At 67.3% G+C, this 19,118-nt stretch carries 20 protein-coding genes; 7 read left to right on the top strand and 13 right to left on the bottom strand.

The window, feature by feature from the left end; genetic code table 11:
• The 8 genes from paaD to AB0J29_RS04730 are packed head-to-tail and all read right to left on the bottom strand — an operon-like array spanning position 1 to position 5,440.
• On the bottom strand, positions 1 to 504 hold the full coding sequence (gene paaD / locus AB0J29_RS04765) for a 1,2-phenylacetyl-CoA epoxidase subunit PaaD (RefSeq protein ID WP_364779276.1): 504 nt from the start codon (positions 502 to 504) through the stop codon (positions 1 to 3).
• Between the two features lie 2 nt (positions 505 to 506).
• Positions 507 to 1,424: a 1,2-phenylacetyl-CoA epoxidase subunit PaaC gene (gene paaC / locus AB0J29_RS04760; protein WP_364779273.1), complete on the bottom strand. Its 918-nt coding sequence runs from the start codon at positions 1,422 to 1,424 to the stop codon at positions 507 to 509.
• An 8-nt stretch (positions 1,425 to 1,432) separates the two neighbouring features.
• Positions 1,433 to 1,738 carry a 1,2-phenylacetyl-CoA epoxidase subunit PaaB gene (gene paaB / locus AB0J29_RS04755; RefSeq protein ID WP_364779270.1) on the bottom strand — a complete coding sequence of 102 codons (306 nt, stop codon included), beginning with the start codon at positions 1,736 to 1,738 and terminating at the stop codon, positions 1,433 to 1,435.
• Complete coding sequence (paaA, locus tag AB0J29_RS04750) at positions 1,735 to 2,679, bottom strand: 1,2-phenylacetyl-CoA epoxidase subunit PaaA (protein WP_364779267.1); 945 nt, start codon at positions 2,677 to 2,679, stop codon at positions 1,735 to 1,737. Before paaA ends, paaB begins: the two co-directional genes overlap by 4 nt.
• A 10-nt stretch (positions 2,680 to 2,689) precedes the next feature.
• Positions 2,690 to 3,484: an enoyl-CoA hydratase-related protein gene (locus AB0J29_RS04745; RefSeq protein WP_364779264.1), complete on the bottom strand. Its 795-nt coding sequence runs from the start codon at positions 3,482 to 3,484 to the stop codon at positions 2,690 to 2,692.
• Positions 3,481 to 4,416 (bottom strand): 3-hydroxyacyl-CoA dehydrogenase family protein, encoded by a 936-nt coding sequence (locus AB0J29_RS04740; RefSeq protein WP_364779261.1) that lies wholly within the window; start codon positions 4,414 to 4,416, stop codon positions 3,481 to 3,483. Before AB0J29_RS04740 ends, AB0J29_RS04745 begins: the two co-directional genes overlap by 4 nt.
• The gene (locus AB0J29_RS04735) at positions 4,413 to 5,111 is read right to left on the bottom strand and encodes an enoyl-CoA hydratase/isomerase family protein (RefSeq protein WP_364779979.1); all 699 of its coding nucleotides are present in this window, start codon (positions 5,109 to 5,111) and stop codon (positions 4,413 to 4,415) included. Before AB0J29_RS04735 ends, AB0J29_RS04740 begins: the two co-directional genes overlap by 4 nt.
• 44 nt (positions 5,112 to 5,155) lie before the next feature.
• Positions 5,156 to 5,440 (bottom strand): hypothetical protein, encoded by a 285-nt coding sequence (locus AB0J29_RS04730; protein ID WP_364779258.1) that lies wholly within the window; start codon positions 5,438 to 5,440, stop codon positions 5,156 to 5,158.
• A 111-nt stretch (positions 5,441 to 5,551) separates the two neighbouring features.
• On the opposite strand from AB0J29_RS04730, the gene AB0J29_RS04725 reads away from it, so the two are divergent.
• From AB0J29_RS04725 to paaI, 4 genes are all read left to right on the top strand, one after another.
• The gene (locus tag AB0J29_RS04725; protein WP_364779255.1) at positions 5,552 to 6,160 is read left to right on the top strand and encodes a TetR/AcrR family transcriptional regulator; all 609 of its coding nucleotides are present in this window, start codon (positions 5,552 to 5,554) and stop codon (positions 6,158 to 6,160) included.
• 80 nt (positions 6,161 to 6,240) lie between these two features.
• Positions 6,241 to 8,268: a phenylacetic acid degradation bifunctional protein PaaZ gene (gene paaZ / locus AB0J29_RS04720; protein WP_364779252.1), complete on the top strand. Its 2,028-nt coding sequence runs from the start codon at positions 6,241 to 6,243 to the stop codon at positions 8,266 to 8,268.
• Positions 8,265 to 8,582 carry an EthD family reductase gene (locus tag AB0J29_RS04715; protein WP_364779249.1) on the top strand — a complete coding sequence of 106 codons (318 nt, stop codon included), beginning with the start codon at positions 8,265 to 8,267 and terminating at the stop codon, positions 8,580 to 8,582. The genes paaZ and AB0J29_RS04715 overlap by 4 nt, the downstream gene beginning before the upstream one ends.
• An 8-nt stretch (positions 8,583 to 8,590) precedes the next feature.
• Positions 8,591 to 9,043: a hydroxyphenylacetyl-CoA thioesterase PaaI gene (gene paaI / locus AB0J29_RS04710; RefSeq protein ID WP_364779246.1), complete on the top strand. Its 453-nt coding sequence runs from the start codon at positions 8,591 to 8,593 to the stop codon at positions 9,041 to 9,043.
• Between the two features lie 159 nt (positions 9,044 to 9,202).
• Here the strand turns inward: paaI and AB0J29_RS04705 are convergent, their stop codons facing one another.
• Positions 9,203 to 11,176: a heavy metal translocating P-type ATPase gene (locus AB0J29_RS04705; RefSeq protein WP_364779243.1), complete on the bottom strand. Its 1,974-nt coding sequence runs from the start codon at positions 11,174 to 11,176 to the stop codon at positions 9,203 to 9,205.
• Positions 11,177 to 11,273: 97 nt separating this feature from the next.
• Here AB0J29_RS04705 and AB0J29_RS04700 point away from each other — a divergent pair, with 97 nt between their 5' ends.
• Positions 11,274 to 11,636 (top strand): metalloregulator ArsR/SmtB family transcription factor, encoded by a 363-nt coding sequence (locus AB0J29_RS04700; RefSeq protein WP_364779240.1) that lies wholly within the window; start codon positions 11,274 to 11,276, stop codon positions 11,634 to 11,636.
• A 498-nt stretch (positions 11,637 to 12,134) separates the two neighbouring features.
• Here the strand turns inward: AB0J29_RS04700 and AB0J29_RS04695 are convergent, their stop codons facing one another.
• Positions 12,135 to 12,719, bottom strand: a complete 585-nt coding sequence (locus AB0J29_RS04695) for a TetR/AcrR family transcriptional regulator (protein WP_364779237.1) — start codon at positions 12,717 to 12,719, stop codon at positions 12,135 to 12,137.
• A gap of 97 nt (positions 12,720 to 12,816) precedes the next feature.
• On the opposite strand from AB0J29_RS04695, the gene AB0J29_RS04690 reads away from it, so the two are divergent.
• Positions 12,817 to 13,956, top strand: coding sequence for an acyl-CoA dehydrogenase family protein (locus tag AB0J29_RS04690; RefSeq protein WP_364779234.1), 1,140 nt, complete (start codon positions 12,817 to 12,819; stop codon positions 13,954 to 13,956).
• A gap of 280 nt (positions 13,957 to 14,236) precedes the next feature.
• Here the strand turns inward: AB0J29_RS04690 and AB0J29_RS04685 are convergent, their stop codons facing one another.
• Entirely contained in the window at positions 14,237 to 15,034 is a 798-nt protein-coding gene (locus AB0J29_RS04685; RefSeq protein WP_364779231.1) for a DUF2470 domain-containing protein, read from the bottom strand.
• A gap of 181 nt (positions 15,035 to 15,215) precedes the next feature.
• Here AB0J29_RS04685 and AB0J29_RS04680 point away from each other — a divergent pair, with 181 nt between their 5' ends.
• Positions 15,216 to 16,310: a hypothetical protein gene (locus tag AB0J29_RS04680; RefSeq protein ID WP_364779228.1), complete on the top strand. Its 1,095-nt coding sequence runs from the start codon at positions 15,216 to 15,218 to the stop codon at positions 16,308 to 16,310.
• 5 nt (positions 16,311 to 16,315) lie between these two features.
• On the opposite strand, the gene AB0J29_RS04675 is transcribed toward AB0J29_RS04680, so the two are convergent.
• Positions 16,316 to 16,966, bottom strand: a complete 651-nt coding sequence (locus AB0J29_RS04675; RefSeq protein WP_364779225.1) for a hypothetical protein — start codon at positions 16,964 to 16,966, stop codon at positions 16,316 to 16,318.
• 843 nt (positions 16,967 to 17,809) lie between these two features.
• The gene (locus tag AB0J29_RS04670) at positions 17,810 to 18,745 is read right to left on the bottom strand and encodes an RNA polymerase sigma-70 factor (protein WP_364779976.1); all 936 of its coding nucleotides are present in this window, start codon (positions 18,743 to 18,745) and stop codon (positions 17,810 to 17,812) included.
• Between the last annotated feature and the right edge of the window lie 373 nt (positions 18,746 to 19,118).

The following is a 19,118-nucleotide window of genomic DNA, read 5'->3' as shown; positions in this document are numbered from 1 at the left end:
TCAGATTTCCTTCACGTGATCGAACGGCTCGAGGCACTCGCGGCACCGGTAGAGGGCCTTACATGCGGTGGCAGAGAACTCCGAGATCCGTTCGGTGGCCGCCGATCCGCACTGAGGACAGGTCACACGGCGTGGCATGGGCGCGAGGGACAGCGGTGTCGGGCCGCGGCGCGGCGCGGGTCCCGGCGAGGAGTAGCCGTGTTCGAGGAGTTTGCGCCGCCCCGCGGCGGTGATCCAGTCGCTGCTCCAGGCCGGTGCCAGCACGGTGTCCACGCGAACGCTGGGGTAGCCGTGGCTGCGCAGGGTGTGCTCGATGTCGGCGCGGATCATCGCCATGGCCGGACATCCGGAGTAGGTCGGTGTGATCGTCACGATGACCGTGTCGTCGGACTCGACGTGCACGTCGCGCAGTACGCCGAGGTCGGCCAGGCTCATCATCGGCATCTCCGGGTCCGACACCGTTTCCGCCAGTGCCCGAGCCCTTGTCACGGCTTCGGCGGTCATTTTCACCACGTCGCCTCTGGATGGGCCCGGGCCAGGCTCTGCATTTCGCCGAGCAGCAGGTCCAGTGCCTCGGTATGCCCGCCGTGGCGGCCGGTGCGGCCACTGCCTGTCGCGGCCGCGCGCCCCGTGGGTGCGGTCAGCTCGGCCGCGCGCAGGATCGTATCCAGCACGAGGTCGAACTCCGCGCGCACGGTCACGGGGTCGACGCCGACACCCGCGGCGGCGAGTTCGGTTTCCTCCGCGGTCGGCTCGAACAGTTCGCCGACGAAAGGCCAGATCCGTTCGAGGCCACGCTGCATGCGGCGATGGGATTCCTCGGTGCCGCTGCCCAGCACCACGACCCAGCGGGCGGCGTAGTCGCGGTGGTAGGTCAGCTCCTTGACGCCCTTGTCGGCGATCGCGGACAGCACCGGATCACGGGATTCGCACAGGCGCTCGAAGCAGGCCAGCCGCCAGGCCGCGAAGACCAGCAGCCGCGTGATCGTCTGCGCGAAGTCGCCGTTGTCGAGTTCGCACAGCCGGGCGTTGCGGTACTCGATGGGGTCGCGGAAGAAGGCCAGGGCGTCTTCCGCCGGAATCGGTGAGGTGTCCGAAATATGGGGCACCACGGCGGGATCCGCGGCGGCGGCGCGGGTGAACAGCAGGCGGGTCTGCCCGAGGAGATCGAGCCCGATGTTGATGAGCGCAATCTCCTCCTCCAATTCCGGTGCGCGCGTGCTCCATTCGGCCAGCCGCTGCGCGCTGAGCAGCGCGTCGTCGGCGAGCATGAGGCAGTAGCGGGCGAGCGCCAGACCGTCGATGCCGTCGGGAACGGTGGTGTCGAGCCCGGCGAGCGGATCATCGAAATTTCCGCCGAAGGCCCATCGGCCGTGGTCGTCGCTGCCGAGCAGGCCGTCGAAGGGGTTGTCGTGATCGGTCATTGGATGCCTCACATGTGCGGGACGTGCTCGGGGATGTCGTAGAACGTCGGGTGGCGGTAGACCTTGTCGGCATTCGGCGCGAAGAACGAATCCTTCTCGGTGGGGCTGGTCGCGGCGATGGCGTCCGAGCGCATCACCCAGATGCTGACGCCCTCGTTGCGACGGGTGTACAGGTCGCGCGCGTGCCGCAGGGCCATCTCGTCGTCGGCGGCGTGCAGCGAACCGACGTGCACGTGGTTGAGGCCGCGCTTGCCGCGCACGAAAACCTCGTACAGCGGCCATTCCGACCGGACGGTGTGTTGCTCGGTGGTCATCGTGATGCTCCTTCTCGTCGGGCGAAGGCGGCTGCGGCCTCGCGTACCCAGGCGCCGTCCTCGTGCGCGGCGCGGCGCACCGCGATCCGCTCGGTGTTGCACGGTCCGTTGCCGGCGATCACCGTGGCGAATTCGTGCCAGTCCGGGGTGCCGAAGTCGTAGTGGCCGCGTTCGTCGTTCCAGGCCAGCTCCGGATCGGGGACCGTGACGCCGAGGGCCTGCGCCTGCGGGACACTCATATCGACGAAGCGTTGGCGCAGTTCGTCATTGGTGTGTCGTTTGATCCGCCAGCGCATGGACTGCTCGGTATTGGGTGAGGCGTCGTCGGGTGGGCCGAACATCATCAGCGCCGGCCACCACCAGCGATCGACGGCGTCCTGCACCATGTCTCGCTGTTCGGCGGTGCCGCCCATCATGGTCATGAGCAGTTCGTAGCCCTGCCGTTGGTGAAACGATTCCTCCTTGCAGACGCGAATCATGGCGCGCGCGTATGGGCCGAAAGAGCTGCGACATAAGGGAACCTGATTGCAGATGGCCGCGCCGTCCACCAGCCAGCCGATCACGCCGACATCGGCGAAGGTCAGGCTCGGATAGTTGAAGATGGACGAGTACTTCTGCGCTCCATTGATGAGTTTCGCGGTCAGGTCCGCGCGGTCCGCGCCCAGAGTTTCCGCCGCGGAGTACAGATACAGTCCGTGCCCGGCCTCGTCCTGCACCTTGGCCAGCAAAATGGCCTTGCGGCGCAGGGACGGTGCCCGCGTGAGCCAATTGCCCTCCGGCTGCATGCCGATGATCTCCGAATGCGCGTGCTGGGCGATCTGGCGGACGAGGGTGCGCCGGTAGCCGTCGGGCATCCAGTCGCGCGGTTCGATGCGTTGGTCGGCCGCGATGGTGGCGTCGAAGGCGGCGGAGAGTTCGCCGGTGGCGGGTGGTGTGGTCATGTGACGTCTTTCAGCGGCCGGTGAATACCGGGGTGGTCTTGGTCAGGAAGGCGGTGACGGCCGCACGGTGGTCGGCGGTCGCGCCGAGCAGTTCCTGTGCCCGACGTTCACGTTCCAGCGCTGCGGTAAGGGACGAATATTCGTGCGCCAGAATTGATTTGACCTCCCGATACGCCTGGGTGGGTCCGGCGGCGAGGCTCGCGGCCAATTCGCTCCCGGCTGCTCCGAGCTGGTCGTCCGGGACGACGCGGTGCACGAGCCCCCAGTCCTGGGCTTGCGCGGCGGTGACGCGATCGCCGAGCAGCAGCAGCGCGCTGGCGCGGCTGGGACCGACCGCTCCGGTGAGGCTGAGGCTGAGCCCGGAGTCCGCGGCCAGGCCGATGGCGGTGAAGGCGGTGGCGAATGTGGCTGTCGCACCGGCGATCCGGATATCGCTGGCGAGAGCCAGACCCATTCCCGCGCCCACGCACGCACCGTTGATCACCGCCACGACCGGCACGGTCAACGCGGCGAACGCGGTCAGCAGCGGGTTGTAGTGCTTGCCGACGGTGCTCATCGCGGTGGCCGGGTCGGCGTCGAGGGCTGCGCTGTGTTCGGCGAGGTCCTGACCGACGCAGAAGTTGCGTCCTTCGGCACGCAGCAATACGGCCCGCACATCCGGATCGGCAGCCACCGCGGACACGGTGCGCAGCAGCGCCTCTTTCATCCCGCTATCCAACGCATTGGATGCTCGAGGGCGATTCAAGGTGATGGTCGCCAGGCCATCGGTGACCGCGAGGGTGACGACCTCGGTGGGAGTGGTCATGCGCTGGTTTCCTTTCGCGCGGTCACGGACTCGGCGGTGGTGCTGGGTCCTGCTGTGTTGGGTCCTGCTGTGTTGTCCGGCCAGGGGTAGAAGCCGCTGCCGCTCTTGCGGCCGAGTTCGCCGCGAGCGACCTTGTCGCGCAGCAACTGTGGCGGTTCGAAGCGGGGACCGAGGGTGGCGGCAAGGTGCTCGGCGATGGCCAGCCGGACGTCGAGTCCTACCAGGTCGGTCGAGCGCAGTGGACCCATGGCATGCCGGTAGCCGAGTTCCATGGCGCGGTCGATGGATTCGGCGTCGGCGACGCCCGCCTCCAACATCCTGATGGCCTCCAAGCCCAGACAGACGCCGAGGCGGCTGGTAGCGAAGCCGGGGAAGTCGTTGACGACAATCGCGGCCTTGCCGAGCGCGGCAGTCCAGGTGCAGGTGGATTCGATCACGTCGGCGCGGGTGGCCGGCGCGCGCACGATCTCGACCAATGCCGAAGCGGGCACCGGATTGAAGAAGTGCATGCCCAGGAATCGGCTCGAATCCCGCAACGCCGCACCGAGTTCGGCGATGGACAGCGAACTGGTGTTGGACGCGATCACCGTGTCCTCCCCGACGTGATCTGCGAGAACGGTCAGCACGGCGACCTTGAGCGCCGCGTCCTCGGGCACGGCCTCGATCACCAGGTCGGCGTCCTCGGGCAGCTCATCGACCCGATCCACGGTGCGCACCCGTTCGGAGATCTCATCGATCTGCCTGTCGTCCAGGATGTTTCGCTGGGCCGCGGCGGCGAGTCCGGCATTGATCCGGTGCTGCACGGCGGCCCGGTCACCGGGTTCGGCGATCACCACGCGCGCACCGCCGGTGGCGAATGCCTGCGCGATTCCCGCGCCCATCCGCCCGCCGCCGGCCACGCCGACCAGCCGGGGAATCGTGGGGTATGTCATCGGGATTCCTTCTTCTCCAGGAACGCGGTCATCCGGTCGTGTTTGTCGGCGGTGTCGAACAGCACGGCCTGGGCAATGTCGGCGACGAACGGCTGCGTCCCCGGTGCGTCGGCGATCAGCTTGGTCAGCCGCAGCGCCAGCGGCGAGCTGCGGGTGATGCGGTCCAGCAGCGCGTGCGCCGCCGCCACGTGTTCGCCCGCGGGCACGACATCCATGACCAGGCCGCACCGCAGCGCCGTCGCGGCGTCGATGCGCGCGCCCGCCAGCAGCACCTGTTTGGCGATGGAAGCGCCGACGAGTTCCGCTAGCCGGTACGTGGCCCCGGCGGCGGCGATAATGCCCAGTGTGGGTTCGGGATTGGCGAATACCGCGGTCTCGGCGGCGATGCGGATATCGCAGGCGTAGGCGAGTTCCGCACCGCCGCCGAGGGCATATCCGCTCACTGCCGCCACGGTCGGCTGCGGCAGGCGCGCGACCCGGTCGAACAGGGTGCGGTTGATACCGGCCAGTGCGTCGTCGGCGCCCCGGTCGCGCAGCTGCCGGATATCGGCTCCGCCCGCGAAGTGCTCACCGGTTCCGGTGAGCAGCAGCGGTTTGGGCGTCTTCTCCAGGCGTGCGCAGACGGCGTGCAGTTCGGCGATCATCTGCGCGTCGATGGCATTGCGCTGCTGCGGCCGGTGCAACGCGACCACCATGCGGTCGGTGCGCTCTTCCACCCGCAGGTTGGTGAACTCGCTATTCACGCCGCCGCCATGAGCATCGAAATACCTTGTCCGACACCGGCGCACAGGCTGGCGAGACCGCGGCCCAGCATGGCCGTGCGGGCGATAGTGCGGTTGTCCTCACCGGCCTGATCGGCCGCGCCCAGGATCGCGTCGTCCCTGGCGGCCGGATCGACTCCGGTGCGCCGGATCGCTTCGGCCGCCGCGAGGGCGGCGAGATCATCGGGTCGCTCAGCGGCCAGAGTGCTGCCCTCTCGCTTTCGAGGCGTGTGGGCCTCGTCTATCAGAAACACTTCACGCACTGCTCGCTCCCATCTTCTGCCGGATAATAATTACCGAATATTCGGTCGGTAATCAAGAGTGTTGGGGAGCGGTTCTGTGAGAGCCGGTCCGGCAACTGGGAAGATGAGGCCATGACTTCCGCACGACCCGCCCGCAGGTCAGGCCCCGGCCGACCGGGCTACGACCTGGACTCCCTGCTTTCGGTCGCCGTCAAAGTGTTCAACGACAAGGGCTACGAAGGCACAAGTATGGAAGCCCTCGCCGAGCGGCTCGGAATCACCAAATCCTCGATTTATCACCATGTCTCGGGTAAGTCGGAACTGCTGGAACTGGCGCTGAACCGGGCTCTCAACGGACTGTTCGCGGTCACCACGGAGCCCGAGGTGACCTCCGGTCGCTACGTCGACCGCCTCGAGCACCTGGTCTGCCGCAGTGTGCATGTGCTGTGCACGGAACTGCCGTACGTGACCCTGCTGCTGCGCGTGCGGGGCAACAGTGCGGTCGAGCGACGTGCCCTCACCAAGCGCCGCGAATTCGACGATTTCGTCGCCGACCTGGTCAAACGGGCCGTCGCCGAGGGGGATCTGCGCTCGGACATCGAGCCGGGAGTGATCAGCCGGCTGCTGTTCGGCATGGTGAACTCGCTCATCGAGTGGTACCGCCCGCGGGGCGACGCGAACCCCGACGAGATCGCCGTCGCAGTGGTGCGCATGACCTTCGAGGGCCTGCGCACCGCCTGACCCCAGGTCTGCTCCTTGACATACCGCGACTCCGGCGCGATTGTAATTACCGACCGAATGGACGGTTGAACGGAGTTGTGGTGAGCAGACTGCTGACGAGTTACGTGAAGGGACGCTGGCATACCGCGTCCGATACGGGCACGCCCGTACACAGCGCCGTGGACGGCGCGGAGATCGCTCGGGTCTCATCCACCGGGGTGGATTTCGCCGGAGCGGTGGACCACGCCCGTGTCACGGGCGGCCCCGCGCTGGCGCGACTGACCTTCCATGAGCGCGCGGCCGCGCTGAAGGCTCTCGCGCTCGCTCTGAAGGAGCGCAAGACCGAGTTCTACGAGCTGTCCCGATCCACCGGAGCCACCGATCGCGATGCGGCCGTCGACATCGACGGCGGGATCGGGACCCTGCTCAGCTACGCCAGCCGGACCCGGCGAGAATTGCCCAACGACACCGTCGTCCTCGACGGCCCGGTCGAACAGCTGAGCAAGGCCGGCGCTTTCGCCGGCCAACACGTCTGCACGTCCCGCCGCGGTGTGGTCGTGCAGATCAACGCGTACAACTTTCCGGTGTGGGGCTTCTTGGAGAAGCTGGCGCCCGCCTTCATCGCCGGTGTGCCATCGATCGTGAAACCGGCGAGCCAGACCGCCTACCTGACGGAGTTGGTGTTCCGTCGGATCATCGAATCCGGGCTGCTGCCAGAGGGATCGGTGCAGCTGGTCTGCGGCAGCGCACAACCCTTGCTGGAACATCTCGGCGGGCAGGATTCGATCCTGTTCACCGGCTCGGCGGCGACGGCGAGCATGCTGCGCACCCATCCGGCGGTGGTGGCGAACGGTGTCCGGTTCACCGCCGAGGCCGATTCCCTCAACGCCTCGATCCTGGGCCCCGACATCGCGGCCGGCTCGGTTGAATTCGATTTGTATGTCGAACAACTGGCCACCGAGATGACGGTGAAGGCCGGTCAGAAATGCACCGCCATCCGCCGCGCCCTGGTTCCCGCCGACCGGGTGGACGACGTGGCGCGGGCAACCACCGCGCGCCTGGCCAGGGCCGTCGTCGGTGATCCCGCCGACCCGGAGGTCACCATGGGCGCGCTGGTGAGCACGACGCAGCGCGAGGAAGTACTGGACGCCGTCCGTACCCTGACCAAGAGCTGCGAGATCGTTTTCGGCGATGCCGAGGCCCCTGCGGGGCCGGGCGCGTTCCTGCCTCCGATCCTGTTGCGCTGCACCGACAACGACGCACCCGAGCCGCATGAGGTGGAACCGTTCGGCCCGGTCGCCACGATCATCGGCTATCGGAGCACCGCCGAGGCGATCGAACTCGCCGCACGCGGACAGGGCAGCCTGGTGGCGTCGGTGGTCACCGGCGATACCGCGCTCGCTCGGGAGATCGTCCTCGGCCTCGCGCCCTACCACGGTCGGGTGCTGGTTCTCAATGCCGAGGATGCCGCGGAATCGACCGGTCACGGATCACCGCTGCCGGTACTGGTGCACGGCGGCCCGGGTCGCGCCGGCGGCGGTGAGGAACTCGGCGGCATCCGCGGCGTGCTGCACCATATGCAGCGGACCGCGGTCCAGGCCACGCCCAACATCCTCACCGCCGTCGGCCGCCGCTGGGTCGCCGGAGCCGATAGGGTCGAAGACACGGTCCACCCGTTCCGCAAGACCCTCACGGAGTTGCGGCTGGGCGACACCATCGTCGCCGGGCCGCGCCGCGTGACCCGCGCCGATATCGCGCATTTCGCCGAGTTCACCGGTGACACCTTCTACGCGCACACCGATCCCGTCGCGGCCGCGGCGAATCCGCTCTTCGGCGGAATCGTGGCGCACGGCTATCTGGTGGTGTCGCTGGCGGCGGGTCTGTTCGTCGACCCCGCGCCCGGTCCGGTGCTGGCCAACTTCGGCGTGGACAACCTGCGATTCCTGACGCCCGTCAAGGCCGAGGACGAGCTCACCGTGACGCTGACCGCCAAGCAGATCACCCCACGCAGCACCGCCGACTACGGCGAGGTCCGCTGGGACGCCACCGTCGCCAATCAGGACGGCGCGGTGGTCGCCGCCTACGACGTTCTCACCCTCGTCGCGAAAACGAACGGAGACAACCGATGAGCTACGAGATAGCGGTCTGCTACGGAAGGCCCGACGATCCGGCCGCTTTCGACGACTACTACGTCGCCAGCCACATCCCGCTGGCGATCGCGGTGCCGGGACTGGCCGGCTTCTCCTGGTCCAAATGCACCTCCCTGGATGGCGGCGAACCACCGTACTACGCCATCGCTCATCTGGCGTTCGAGACCGAAGCGGCTCTGCGCGAAGCGCTTTCGTCACCCGAAATGAAGGCGGCAGGTCGCGATGTGCGCAACTTCGCCACCGGCGGCGTCACCATGTACACCGAACAGATCCAATCCAGGGGAAAGCTCTGACTACCGGCATGAAAACACAAGCCGCTCCGGCGGCCGTCGACGATGCGTCACTTCGACTCGCCCACAGCATGTTTCAAGCAGACGCGGCCTCCATGGCACTCGGCATAGAAATGGTCGACATCGGCCACGGACATGCCGCCGCCACCATGACGGTAACCGCCACGATGGTCAACGGACACGGGATCACCCACGGCGGTTACGTATTCCTGCTCGCGGACACGACCTTCGCCTTGGCCTGCAACAGCCATGGCCGACCGGCGGTGGCGGCCCGTGCGGACATCCGATACATACGGCCCACCAGGGTCGGCGATGTTCTCGCCGCCACCGCCGTGGAGCGAACGAGATTCGGCCGCAACGGAATCTACGATGTCAGCGTCACCGACAGCGCGGGAAACCTGGTGGCCGAATTCCGCGGCGACAGCCGCGTCGTCGGTGCTACACCGGCATCGGACGCTTCCTGAGTGATCCCTACGGGGGCCAAAGCAAATCCGTTGTCCGGTCGACTGATTCGGCTCCGTGGTGCCTGTCAGCGGCGGGACCGTGTGGAGGCAAGCCGCCAGCAGGCGACGGTGAGGGTCAAGGCCGCGGCCAGCACAAGTCAACTAATGCGACTGTTCGGGTCAGTCGAGTTGTGCTGCGCGCCGCCATGCGGATTGGCGCAGCAGCCGCAGCCCGTTGAGACCGACGATGATCGTGGAGCCTTCGTGCCCGGCCACGCCCAGCGGCAGCGGCAGCGTGCCGACGAGGTCCCATATCACCAGTACCCCGATGAAGCTGGCTGCGATGGCGAGATTGGCGATCACCACCCGGCGGGCACGGCGGGACAGATTGATCACTGCGGGGATGGTGGTGAGATCGTCGCGGACGACGACCGCGTCGGCGGTCTGCAGGGTCAGATCCGATCCGGCGCCGCCCATGGCGATGCCGGTGTGCGCGGCAGCCAGGGCGTGAGCGTCGTTGATGCCGTCACCGACGACGGCGACCTTCGCCCCGCCGGCCTGCAGGATCCGCACGGCGGCGACCTTGTCGTCGGGCAGCAGCCCCGCGCGGACGTCGGTGATGCCGACCCGGACGGCGAGCTGGTCCGCGGCGACCTGGTTGTCTCCGGTCAACAGCACCGGCGCGGTGCCGGTCACCGCGCGAGAGGCGGCCACGGCGGTGGCCGCCTCGGCGCGTTGCTGGTCGGTGATGGCCAACACCCCGATCGGCTGGCGTTCGCAGGTGACGACCACGGCTGTGTAGCCACGGTTCTGCAGCGCATCGACGGCAGCCGCCGCTGTGGTGGCGGTCCGGCTGCCGTCCGGTTCGAGCAGCGCGGCCGGCGCACCCACACCGACGAAGCGGTCGCCGACCAGCGCGGAGACACCGCGGCCGGGTTGCGCGGTGAATTCCTCCACCGCCGACCATGCCAGGCTGCGAGTGTGGGCGGCACGCACGATCGCCGCGGCGAGGGGATGCTCGCTGGGGTGCTCGGCGGCCGCGGCCAGCCGCAGCAGCTCGTCCCGGTCGAACCGAGGGTCGAGGACGCGGATGTCGACGAGTTCGGGGGTGCCGCGGGTCAGGGTGCCGGTCTTGTCGAACGCGATCTGGGTGACGGTGCCGAGCTGTTCCATGACGACGGCGGACTTGGCGAGCACGCCGTGGCGGCCGGCGTTGGCGATCGCAGCCAGCAGTGGCGGCATGGTCGCCAGCACCACCGCGCACGGAGACGCGACGATCATGAACGTCATCGCCCGCAACAGCGCACGATCGAGCGAGTCCCCGAACAGCAGCGGCGCCACGAATACCGCGATCGTGACCGCGACCATCCCCACGGAGTAGCGCTGTTCGACCTTCTCGATGAACAGCTGCGTCTTGGCCTTGGTCTGGCTGGCCTGCTCGACCAGGGCGGCGATGCGCGCCACCACCGAATCGGCGGCGCGGCGATCCACCCGCAACCGCAGCACACCGGTGCCGTTGGTCGTTCCGGCGAACACCTCGTCGCCGGTGGTCTTGTTCACCGGCAACGGCTCGCCGGTGATGGTGGCCTGATCGACCTCGCTGCCGCCGCCGATCACCGTGGCATCGGCGGGGATCCGCTCACCGGGACGCACTATCAGCAGATCTGTGACCTCGAGGTCGGCCGCCGCCACCGTCTGCTCCCCACCGTCGGCGTCGACGCGGGTCGCGGTCTCCGGCGCAAGATCCAGAAGCCCACGCACCGAGTCCTCGGTGCGGGCGGTGGCGAGGGCCTCCAAGGCGCCGGAGGTGGCGAAGATGACGATCAGCAGCGCACCGTCGGTGATCTGCCCAATCGCTGCCGCGCCGATCGCCGCGACCACCATCAGCAGATCCACATCCAGGGTCTTCGCCCGCAGCGCCTGCAGCCCGGCCAGGCCGGGCTCCCAGCCACCAGCCCCGTAGCAGGCCAGATACAGCGCCCACCACACCCAGGCCGGGGCACCGGCCAGCTGAGCGACCAGGCCGAGCAAAAACAGGCCCAATGCCAGTGCAGCCCACCGCATCTCGGGCAGGGCGAACAGTTTCGTGCGGCGCACCGGCACCTGGGCGGGCACGGGTCTCGGACGGGCGGATGTGCGGGTCGGCGCGGCCACGGTTCACCTCCAGAGTTGATTGCGATGGAACCCGGCTACCATAACAGAAGAAATGAACACGTCTTCATGTGTCATGTGTGAGGTAGGCTGCGCGAGTATGGGACACGGAATCGAGGGCCGCGACCGCCCCGCCGCGCGGCTGGACTCCGAGTCCGCCGCCCACGTCGCCACCACCCTGCAGGCGCTGGCGACCCCGAGCCGGCTGCTGATCCTCACCGAGCTGCGCCACGGCCCCCGGCCGGTCACCGAACTGGCCGACGCGATCGGGATGGAACAGTCCGCGGTCTCCCACCAGCTACGGCTGCTACGCAACCTAGGCCTGGTCGTCGGCACCCGTACCGGCCGCTCCATCGTCTACAGCCTCTACGACAACCACGTCGCCCAACTCCTCGACGAAGCCGTCTACCACAGCGAACACCTCCGCCTGGGGCTGTCCGACCAGCCCGAAACCGCCGGGTGAGACATCCGAGACTCCTTGCCATGAGCCATGGCGATCCCGGTCGCGGCCAGCCCTACGCGGTGGTCGCCGGCGTGGCACTGGCGAAGGTGCAGCGCAAATGATCAGGGATTTCGAAGGCATCCGCCAGCTCCGGGAATGCGGCGGCCTGGCTGCTGCTGACCGACGATCGGAGCCGACTTATCCGGTCGGGTTGGGGAGCCGGAGTCGTTTGAGTGCCAGGGCGTTGACCGCGACGATGATGCTGGACCCGGACACTGCATGTGGTTCGTGGTCCCGGTGAGTACATCGGGCGGTTGCCGTGGTGGCTGTCGCGCATCGCTCGGGGCGGACGAGTGCTCGTTGAATCGGCGAAAGTGCGTTCGCCACAACGGGTTTGGCCGCGCGGATCGAAGGGTGATACATAAGACGTGGGTATGGTGGTTGGCGTATGCGATGGTGCGGGATGCTGTCTGGCGAGTTCGCGGATCGGCCTTCGGTACAGGCGTTTCGGCGGAACGGCTACGCGCTGATACCCGCGGTGAGGATGGCGGCCAATTCGCGGTAGGCGGCCGCGTCGTCGAGACCGGTGTATTCGCGCACTCCGCCCTGCTGGATACGGGCCATCATGGTGGCCGCGAGGTCACCGGCGAAAGCTGCGTGCACACCGCGGAATTCACCGCTTGTGACGCCGGCGTCGATCAGCTCCCGGACTCGGCGGGCGGCGATGCGAGTGTTGCGCTCATAGATTTCGCGTGCGGGTGCGAAGGCGTGCAGGTCGGCCATGAACTGCGGCGAGGCGGCCGACAGGGCGGCTCCGACGGCAGACAGGTAGTCGGTGATGCGTTGGCGGGCCTCGGTCACAGCCGCGATGCGGGACTCCACATCGCCGGTGGCGCGCCGGAAGAAGTGCACCGTCGCCGCCCGGACCAGCTGCTCCTTACTTCCGGCGAGGGTGTAAAGCGTCGACTTGGAGCAGCGCAGGCGGGCGGCGATCTCATCGAGGGTCAGATGCGCGAACCCCTCGGACAGGAACAACTCGACCAGCGCGTCGAAGAGTTCGGTGCGTCGACGAGTGGCGAAGCCACCGCGGGTGAGCTGGTCCATGTGATCCGATAGTACTGAGGCTCGGCTTGCAGTACTGCTCCACCGGACAGTACTGTGAGCGGTAATTCAGTACTGCTATCCGTAGCCAAGGAGTCCCGTGGCCGTCGAACGCCTGCTGCCCACCGAAGAGGCCCGTGATCTGATCGAGCTCACCAGGGAGATCGCCGACAAGGTCCTCACCCCGATCGTCGACGAACACGAGCGAGCCGAGACCTATCCTGAGGGCGTCTTCGCCACCTTGGGTGCCGCGGGATTGCTGAGCCTGCCGTACCCGGTCGAGTGGGGCGGCGGGGGACAGCCGTACGAGGTGTATCTGCAGGTGCTCGAGGAGATCGCGGCCCGATGGGCCGCGGTGGCGGTTGCGGTGAGCGTGCACAGCCTGTCCTGCCATCCGCTGCTTGCGTTCGGCACCGAGGAGCAGAAGCAGCGCTGGTTGCCGGATATGTTGGGCGGCAGCCTGATCGGCGCCTATAGCCTGTCCGAACCACAGGCCGGCTCCGACGCCGCCGCCGTCGCATGCCGGGCCACCCCGGGCGACGGCGGCTACCGGATCAACGGTACAAAGGCATGGATCACCCACGGCGGCATTGCGGACTTCTACAACCTCTTCGCGCGCACCGGCGAAGGATCGCGTGGCATCTCCTGCTTCCTGGTTCCGCGCGAGACCCCCGGGCTCACCTTCGGCAAACCCGAAGCGAAGATGGGCCTGCACGCCGTGCCCACCACGACCGCCCACTATGACGACGCATTCCTCCCAGAGGAAAGCCGCATCGGCGCGGAGGGCCAAGGACTCCAAATCGCCTTGAGCGCACTGGATTCCGGGCGACTCGGTATCGCCGCCGTCGCGACCGGCCTGGCCCAGGCCGCGCTCGATGAGGCCGTCGCCTACGCGAAGGAACGCACCGCCTTCGGCAGGCCGATCATCGACCATCAAGGTCTGGGTTTCCTGCTCGCGGATATGGCCGCCGCCGTCGATTCGGCCCGCGCCACCTACCTCGACGCGGCGCGGCGCCGAGATGCCGGTCTGACCTATTCCCGGCAGGCGAGCGTGGCGAAGCTGATCGCCACCGATGCCGCCATGAAGGTCACCACCGACGCCGTTCAGGTCTACGGCGGTTACGGCTACACTCGCGATTTCCGCGTCGAACGCTATATGCGTGAAGCCAAGATCACCCAGATCTTCGAGGGCACCAACCAGATCCAGCGCCTGGTCATCAGCCGCGCACTCGCACACTGAACCCTGGCAGTGCGCGAGGTCACGTCGTGACCCGCGACCTCCGAGGGGTCAGCTCGGGTGCGTGTGCGAGCCCGGCCCGACGTCGGGGTCGGGCAGGCTCTTGTCCAGCCACCAGGCGGTGCGTATCCCGGCAACCAGGATCGGTGCGCGCTGCCGCGCGATTAACCGGCTCCAGCCGAACGGAGCGGCGGCTGCGGCCGATCCGCCGCTAGCGGCGCTTACGGGCAGAACGTGACGTCCGCAACGGCGACCAGAGCCCCCACTCACCATCCGCGCGTCGTCACACCTCGCGGGAGCGCCGCGTCAACTCGACTGTCGCGGCACGCAACTCGGCTGCGGAATCGATCGCCGTCGCATAGCCCACCCGTGTTCGCGCCACGCCGCGCGGCGTCACGACCCGCAAGTCCAGCCCGTACCGGTCGGCGCGTTCACAACTCGCCTCGGTCGCATCCGGATACCCGCCCAAAACCTGCGCCATCGACAGCAGCGCTTCCGCGTGATCGTCGTTCAGATGCGTGATCGCCCGCCCCGCCACCGGAACGACCGGATCCGGCGCGGCTGCCAGATACTGTTCGGCGGTCGCGGAATCCATCCGCCCATACCCACCGACCCACCGAACGCGCCGCACCCGCAACACCCACAGCGAGAAATCGCTGTAATCCACGTAGTACTTCGCCGCTGGCACCGCGGTCAGATGCGCCTCGCGCGCGGCCGCAGCCTCATCACCGACCGGACGCTCCACCACACCGGCCAGCGTGATCCGGGTTCCGGCCAGCGGATCCGCGGGCACATCGGGCGATACCACCGACAGGCTGGCTCGCGGATCCGTTGCGAGGTTGCGCCCGTGCTCGGCCATCCGCGATACACACAGCACCGGCTGACCGTCCAGCAACCCGTAGGTGACGAACGACGCCCACGGGCCGCCGTCCTCGCTCAAACTCGCCAAGGTCGCGATATTCGTCGCGGCCGCAACGGTTCTGGCCTCCTCGGCCGCCGACGGGCGCGCGGGATTCACCACCGGTGCGGTCGGCTGTGGAATCGAAGGCGCGTCGCCCGGATCACCGTGATCGAGAGTCATACTGTCCATCCTCGCAGGTATCCCACTGCCATTCAGAGTGATACCGCCCTGGACGCGGTCGAGCAGCGAGACCACGCAGCGATGCCGAACAGCTGACATCGGACAATCGAAACGCCGACGACCGGATATCGAAGCGATCGATCGCGCGCACAACGGCCGCGGATCGGCGAGACTGGCGTGCGTGACCCGATATGCATTCGACGCCGATCGCAACGCCCTTGTCGCCATCTGGGCGACCGGACGTGGCGATCTCGCGACAACGGTGGCCGAGTTGCCGCCGATAAACCATGACCAGGCAACGAGTTTGGCGTCGAGTCTGACAATCCTGTCCCGGTTCCAGTGGCGCACCTATACCCATCCGGCAAGTGCCGCAGGCGATCCCGACATTCCTAATAGTGAGGCCTGGCGGCGCGCGGAGGAGCGCAGCAACTTCAAGGAGGTCGAGGCCGCAATCCGCACCCCGAACCTGCCGACCGATCACGGTCTCGTCGTTTCCTACAGCGGCGTGGTCGAATCCGCGCACCGCATCGGACGCACCCTGCATGCCATCGACGACTCCGCCCTGCGAGACACCATCGCCGCCGAGGTCCGCGCCGAACAAGCCGCCATCGAATCCGCCGAACTCGGCGATCTGTCCGCCCGCGCGCGCCAAGCGGTCGAACTCTCCCGCCCGGATGTCTCACCGGCCCAGGTACAGGCCGCCGACGAACTGTTGCGCGCGGACCCGCTCGGCACCGCGGAGCTGTTCACCGAACTCGATCCCGCCTCCGCGTCCGTCGCGGCCGCGCATTGGCTCTACGCCGCCGCCGAGGTCGCGGGCGAACTCGCCGGCGTGCCGACCGCCGATGTGGTCGTCGAAGCCGACGATATCGAGGTACTGCAGGTCGAAACCCCGACCCTGGTGCTGGAGCGGCTGACCGGCGGCGAAACCCCGACCGACATCGTCGTCGACCTCATCGCCGAAGCCATGTCCGTTTCCGAGGGACACGTGCCCGCGCCATGGGGGGTGGTAGCCCGAGTCGCCGAAATCGAAGAGCAGGCCCACAAATTCGATCTCGACAGCGCCTCCCGTGCTGCCCTGCTCGACGAGTTTCGGATCAGCCGCCTCGACCCTACCCGCCCGGCTCTTGACCTACTGGAAGATCTTCTCGACGGAATCCGCGGCTGCTTACTGCTCTACTCGGCTCACACCGCGGGTGCCGACGCGGAGGTCGAAGCGCAGTTCGCCGCCGATGTCAGAAGGGAAGCCGACGCCCACCCCGACCAACTGTTCTGAACCGATCAACCGCAGCGCACCCAGCCCTGGTGCACATCGGCGGCGAGCCGTCGGAGCAGCGCCTGGTACACGGCGTCGTGGTTGACCGGGTGAGGTGGTTGGTTCTCGATCAAGCGGTCGAATGTGCCCGCTTCCGGCCCGGTGAGCCAGTAGCGGGTCACGCGGCAAGCGCCGGTTTCCGCGATGAGCGCGCAGGAGCCGTCAGGGGAGCGGACCACGCCATCGGCGAATGGCATTCCGTCGGTAAGAGTTTCGGGCTTGCCGGTCGGATCGAGGCGAAGCAGGCGGCCGGTGCCGGAATGCTCCAGCAGATCATCCATCCACTGGTCCAGCGGATGGCAGCGCGCCGACGAGGAGAAGTAGATAGTGCCTTCCTCGGCGAAGGGGAGTGGTTCGCCGTCGACTTCGTCCACGAGCACCCTCGCCACCGCCCTCTCGCTGTCCAGTCGCAGCAGGCCGCGATCGAAGTCGCAGACCAGTAGCGCCCCATCGGCGTCGGCATGTGCACCGAGCGGGCGGCCACCGGGTTTCGCCAGCAAGTTCACCGCACCATCCGCAGGATCGATGCGGTAGATCGAACCGTCATCGGCTCCCGCAATGATCCGCCCCTCGGCGGTGCGCACCGTGTCCTCGGGTGCCGCACCGCGCAGTTCCAATCACGTGACCTGGGGAAGTGTTGTGGCACTACATGTTTCGCCAGCTGGGGGGCAGGCGGTGCGGACCAGCGCTGCGGCCGCATTGTCGATCCGGCGACCATGGCTCACCTTATCCCGACGCCGACAACCATCCGCTCGTGAATTCAGATTGACATGTCCATACGTAGATATGCGCATCTAAACATGTATGCTCACCATTGAACCGCAAGCAACACGTCCGGCTTCGCTGAACGGGCACGGAAAGGGTAGGGGAGGGCTGTTCGGATGCGTCGCGGGTGGAGGCCCGTCCATAGCCGATCCTCATGCCGCGAACTGTATCGAGAACCCTCGACAACGAGACGTTGAAGCGGACACGGCAGGTGAGGCATTCCGGACCTGGGCGGACATCTCGTCGCTACATAGCGTCTCGTCAACGAACGTTATACCGAGTCAGCTAAGGGCGACGCTCGGATGGACACCGCCGCCGTAACCATTTTGGGCCTGTCGGGTTGGCAGTCGGCTTGCGAACGCAAGCAGCCTGACCGGTGTTCAACTCGATTCGGAAGCGAGACTGTCGGTGGCGTGTAGGCCCGCGCGGGCGACTCGGTCGAGAAAGTCGGCCAGCAAGGCCAACTCCTTCGGAGAATAGTCGCCGCACAACTCCGCCACCGATCGCCGCGCGGTAACCGTGCGGTCCCTCCCAGACCGCCTCGGCGAGATGTACGGTCTGCTGTCGGGGATGAACACGGCCCGTCGACGACGCGTTCCGGCGTGGTCTCGGTCGGCAGGGCCCTCATCGCATGCCAGCTCTGCGGTGGGTCGGCCCCCGAAATGTCGGTGGGCGGCCTGTTGGCAAGCCGCGTTTCAGCGATGCAGGGTGGTCTCATGCTGCAAACGTGACAGCTTCTCGGGATTGCGTACCGAGTAGATCCCGGTAATGCGACCGTCGTCGATGCGCGCCGCCACGACGGAGTCGATCTGGCCGTCGAGTCGCAGGATCAGCGCCGGGTAGCCGTTGACCAAGGCAGGCTGCGCCGACCTGGAGGTGAGGTTACCGAGCGCGACCGCGAGCAAGCCGGCCACCGCGTCGGCTCCGACGATGGGCACCAGCGCGGCCTGTGCGACTCCGCCACCGTCGCCTAGGAAGACGACATCCGGTGCGAGAATGTCGAGGAGATTCTGCAGTTCGCCGGTTTCGACGGCTTGCTGGAACGCCGCGAGCGCGTCTCGGGTTTCGTCCGCGGAAACCGCCCCACGTGGTCGCCGTGCAGCGACATGCGATCGTGCCCGGTACGCGAGCTGGCGGACCGCGGTCGGGCTCTTGTCGACCGCCTGGGCGATCTCGGCATACTCCAGATCGAATACCTCGCGCAGTACGAACACCGCACGCTCGATGGGTGTGAGGGTCTCCAATACCAGCAGCATCGCCATTGAGACGCTGTCGGCCAGCTCGATGTCTTCGGCGACGTCGGGTGCGGTGAGCAGTGGTTCCGGCAGCCAGGGGCCGACGTATGACTCTTTGCGGCGCCCGAGGGTGCGCAAGCGGTCCAGGGACTGGCGGGTGGTGATGCGGACCAGGTAGGCCCGCTGGTCCTGCACGGTATCGAGGTCGACGCCGGCCCACCGTAGCCAAGTTTCCTGGAGGACGTCTTCGGCGTCGGCGGCCGAGCCGAGCATTTCGTACGCGACAGTGAACAGCAAGTTGCGGTGTGCGACAAACGCTTTCGTCGCCGAGTTCGGACGGTCGTCGCGGTTGCTGCTCTCGCCGCGGTCGGCGGGTGTCTGCGACATGCCGGGCATGGGCGGCTCCTGTTCACTCTCGGCGGTGTCGCTCATCAGACGTCCTATCCGTTCGTTTTGTAACAGCGGGGCAGTGGTGGTGTGCGTCACATCGACGCGCTGTTGCGCGGATAGGGGAGCGCTTCGATCCGCGACGACGAGCTGGACGATGTTGTGGTGAGGCTCGAAATCGGTTCACGGGGAACGTATCTGCTGAAACGGCGAGCCTCACCACAAACTACATCTCGATATTTAGATATGCATATTAAACTATCAATCTCACTAAATCTCCAACAAGCTCAAAAGACCGCAAAGACCCTGGGGGAGCCCAGCCGCGGGGGGCGGCGGCGCGCGCCCCCGGGCGGCGAGTGGTGGGGGGGGTACCACTAGGGGT

Source organism: Nocardia sp. NPDC049707, from assembly GCF_040674855.1.
In the GTDB taxonomy this organism is placed as follows: Bacteria; Actinomycetota; Actinomycetes; order Mycobacteriales; family Mycobacteriaceae; genus Nocardia.
The sequence above is the reverse complement of the archived record's forward strand: the minus strand, read 5'-3'. Positions and strand labels throughout refer to the sequence as shown.

Coding starts and splice junctions, on each gene's coding strand:
- paaD (WP_364779276.1), bottom strand. CDS start 504: ATGACCGCCGAAGCCGTGACAAGGGCTCGGGCACTGGCGGAAACGGTG.
- paaC (WP_364779273.1), bottom strand. CDS start 1,424: ATGACCGATCACGACAACCCCTTCGACGGCCTGCTCGGCAGCGACGAC.
- paaB (WP_364779270.1), bottom strand. CDS start 1,738: ATGACCACCGAGCAACACACCGTCCGGTCGGAATGGCCGCTGTACGAG.
- paaA (WP_364779267.1), bottom strand. CDS start 2,679: ATGACCACACCACCCGCCACCGGCGAACTCTCCGCCGCCTTCGACGCC.
- AB0J29_RS04745 (WP_364779264.1), bottom strand. CDS start 3,484: ATGACCACTCCCACCGAGGTCGTCACCCTCGCGGTCACCGATGGCCTG.
- AB0J29_RS04740 (WP_364779261.1), bottom strand. CDS start 4,416: ATGACATACCCCACGATTCCCCGGCTGGTCGGCGTGGCCGGCGGCGGG.
- AB0J29_RS04735 (WP_364779979.1), bottom strand. CDS start 5,111: ATGGTGGTCGCGTTGCACCGGCCGCAGCAGCGCAATGCCATCGACGCG.
- AB0J29_RS04725 (WP_364779255.1), top strand. CDS start 5,552: ATGACTTCCGCACGACCCGCCCGCAGGTCAGGCCCCGGCCGACCGGGC.
- AB0J29_RS04715 (WP_364779249.1), top strand. CDS start 8,265: ATGAGCTACGAGATAGCGGTCTGCTACGGAAGGCCCGACGATCCGGCC.
- paaI (WP_364779246.1), top strand. CDS start 8,591: ATGAAAACACAAGCCGCTCCGGCGGCCGTCGACGATGCGTCACTTCGA.
- AB0J29_RS04700 (WP_364779240.1), top strand. CDS start 11,274: ATGGGACACGGAATCGAGGGCCGCGACCGCCCCGCCGCGCGGCTGGAC.
- AB0J29_RS04695 (WP_364779237.1), bottom strand. CDS start 12,719: ATGGACCAGCTCACCCGCGGTGGCTTCGCCACTCGTCGACGCACCGAA.
- AB0J29_RS04685 (WP_364779231.1), bottom strand. CDS start 15,034: ATGACTCTCGATCACGGTGATCCGGGCGACGCGCCTTCGATTCCACAG.
- AB0J29_RS04670 (WP_364779976.1), bottom strand. CDS start 18,745: ATGCCCGGCATGTCGCAGACACCCGCCGACCGCGGCGAGAGCAGCAAC.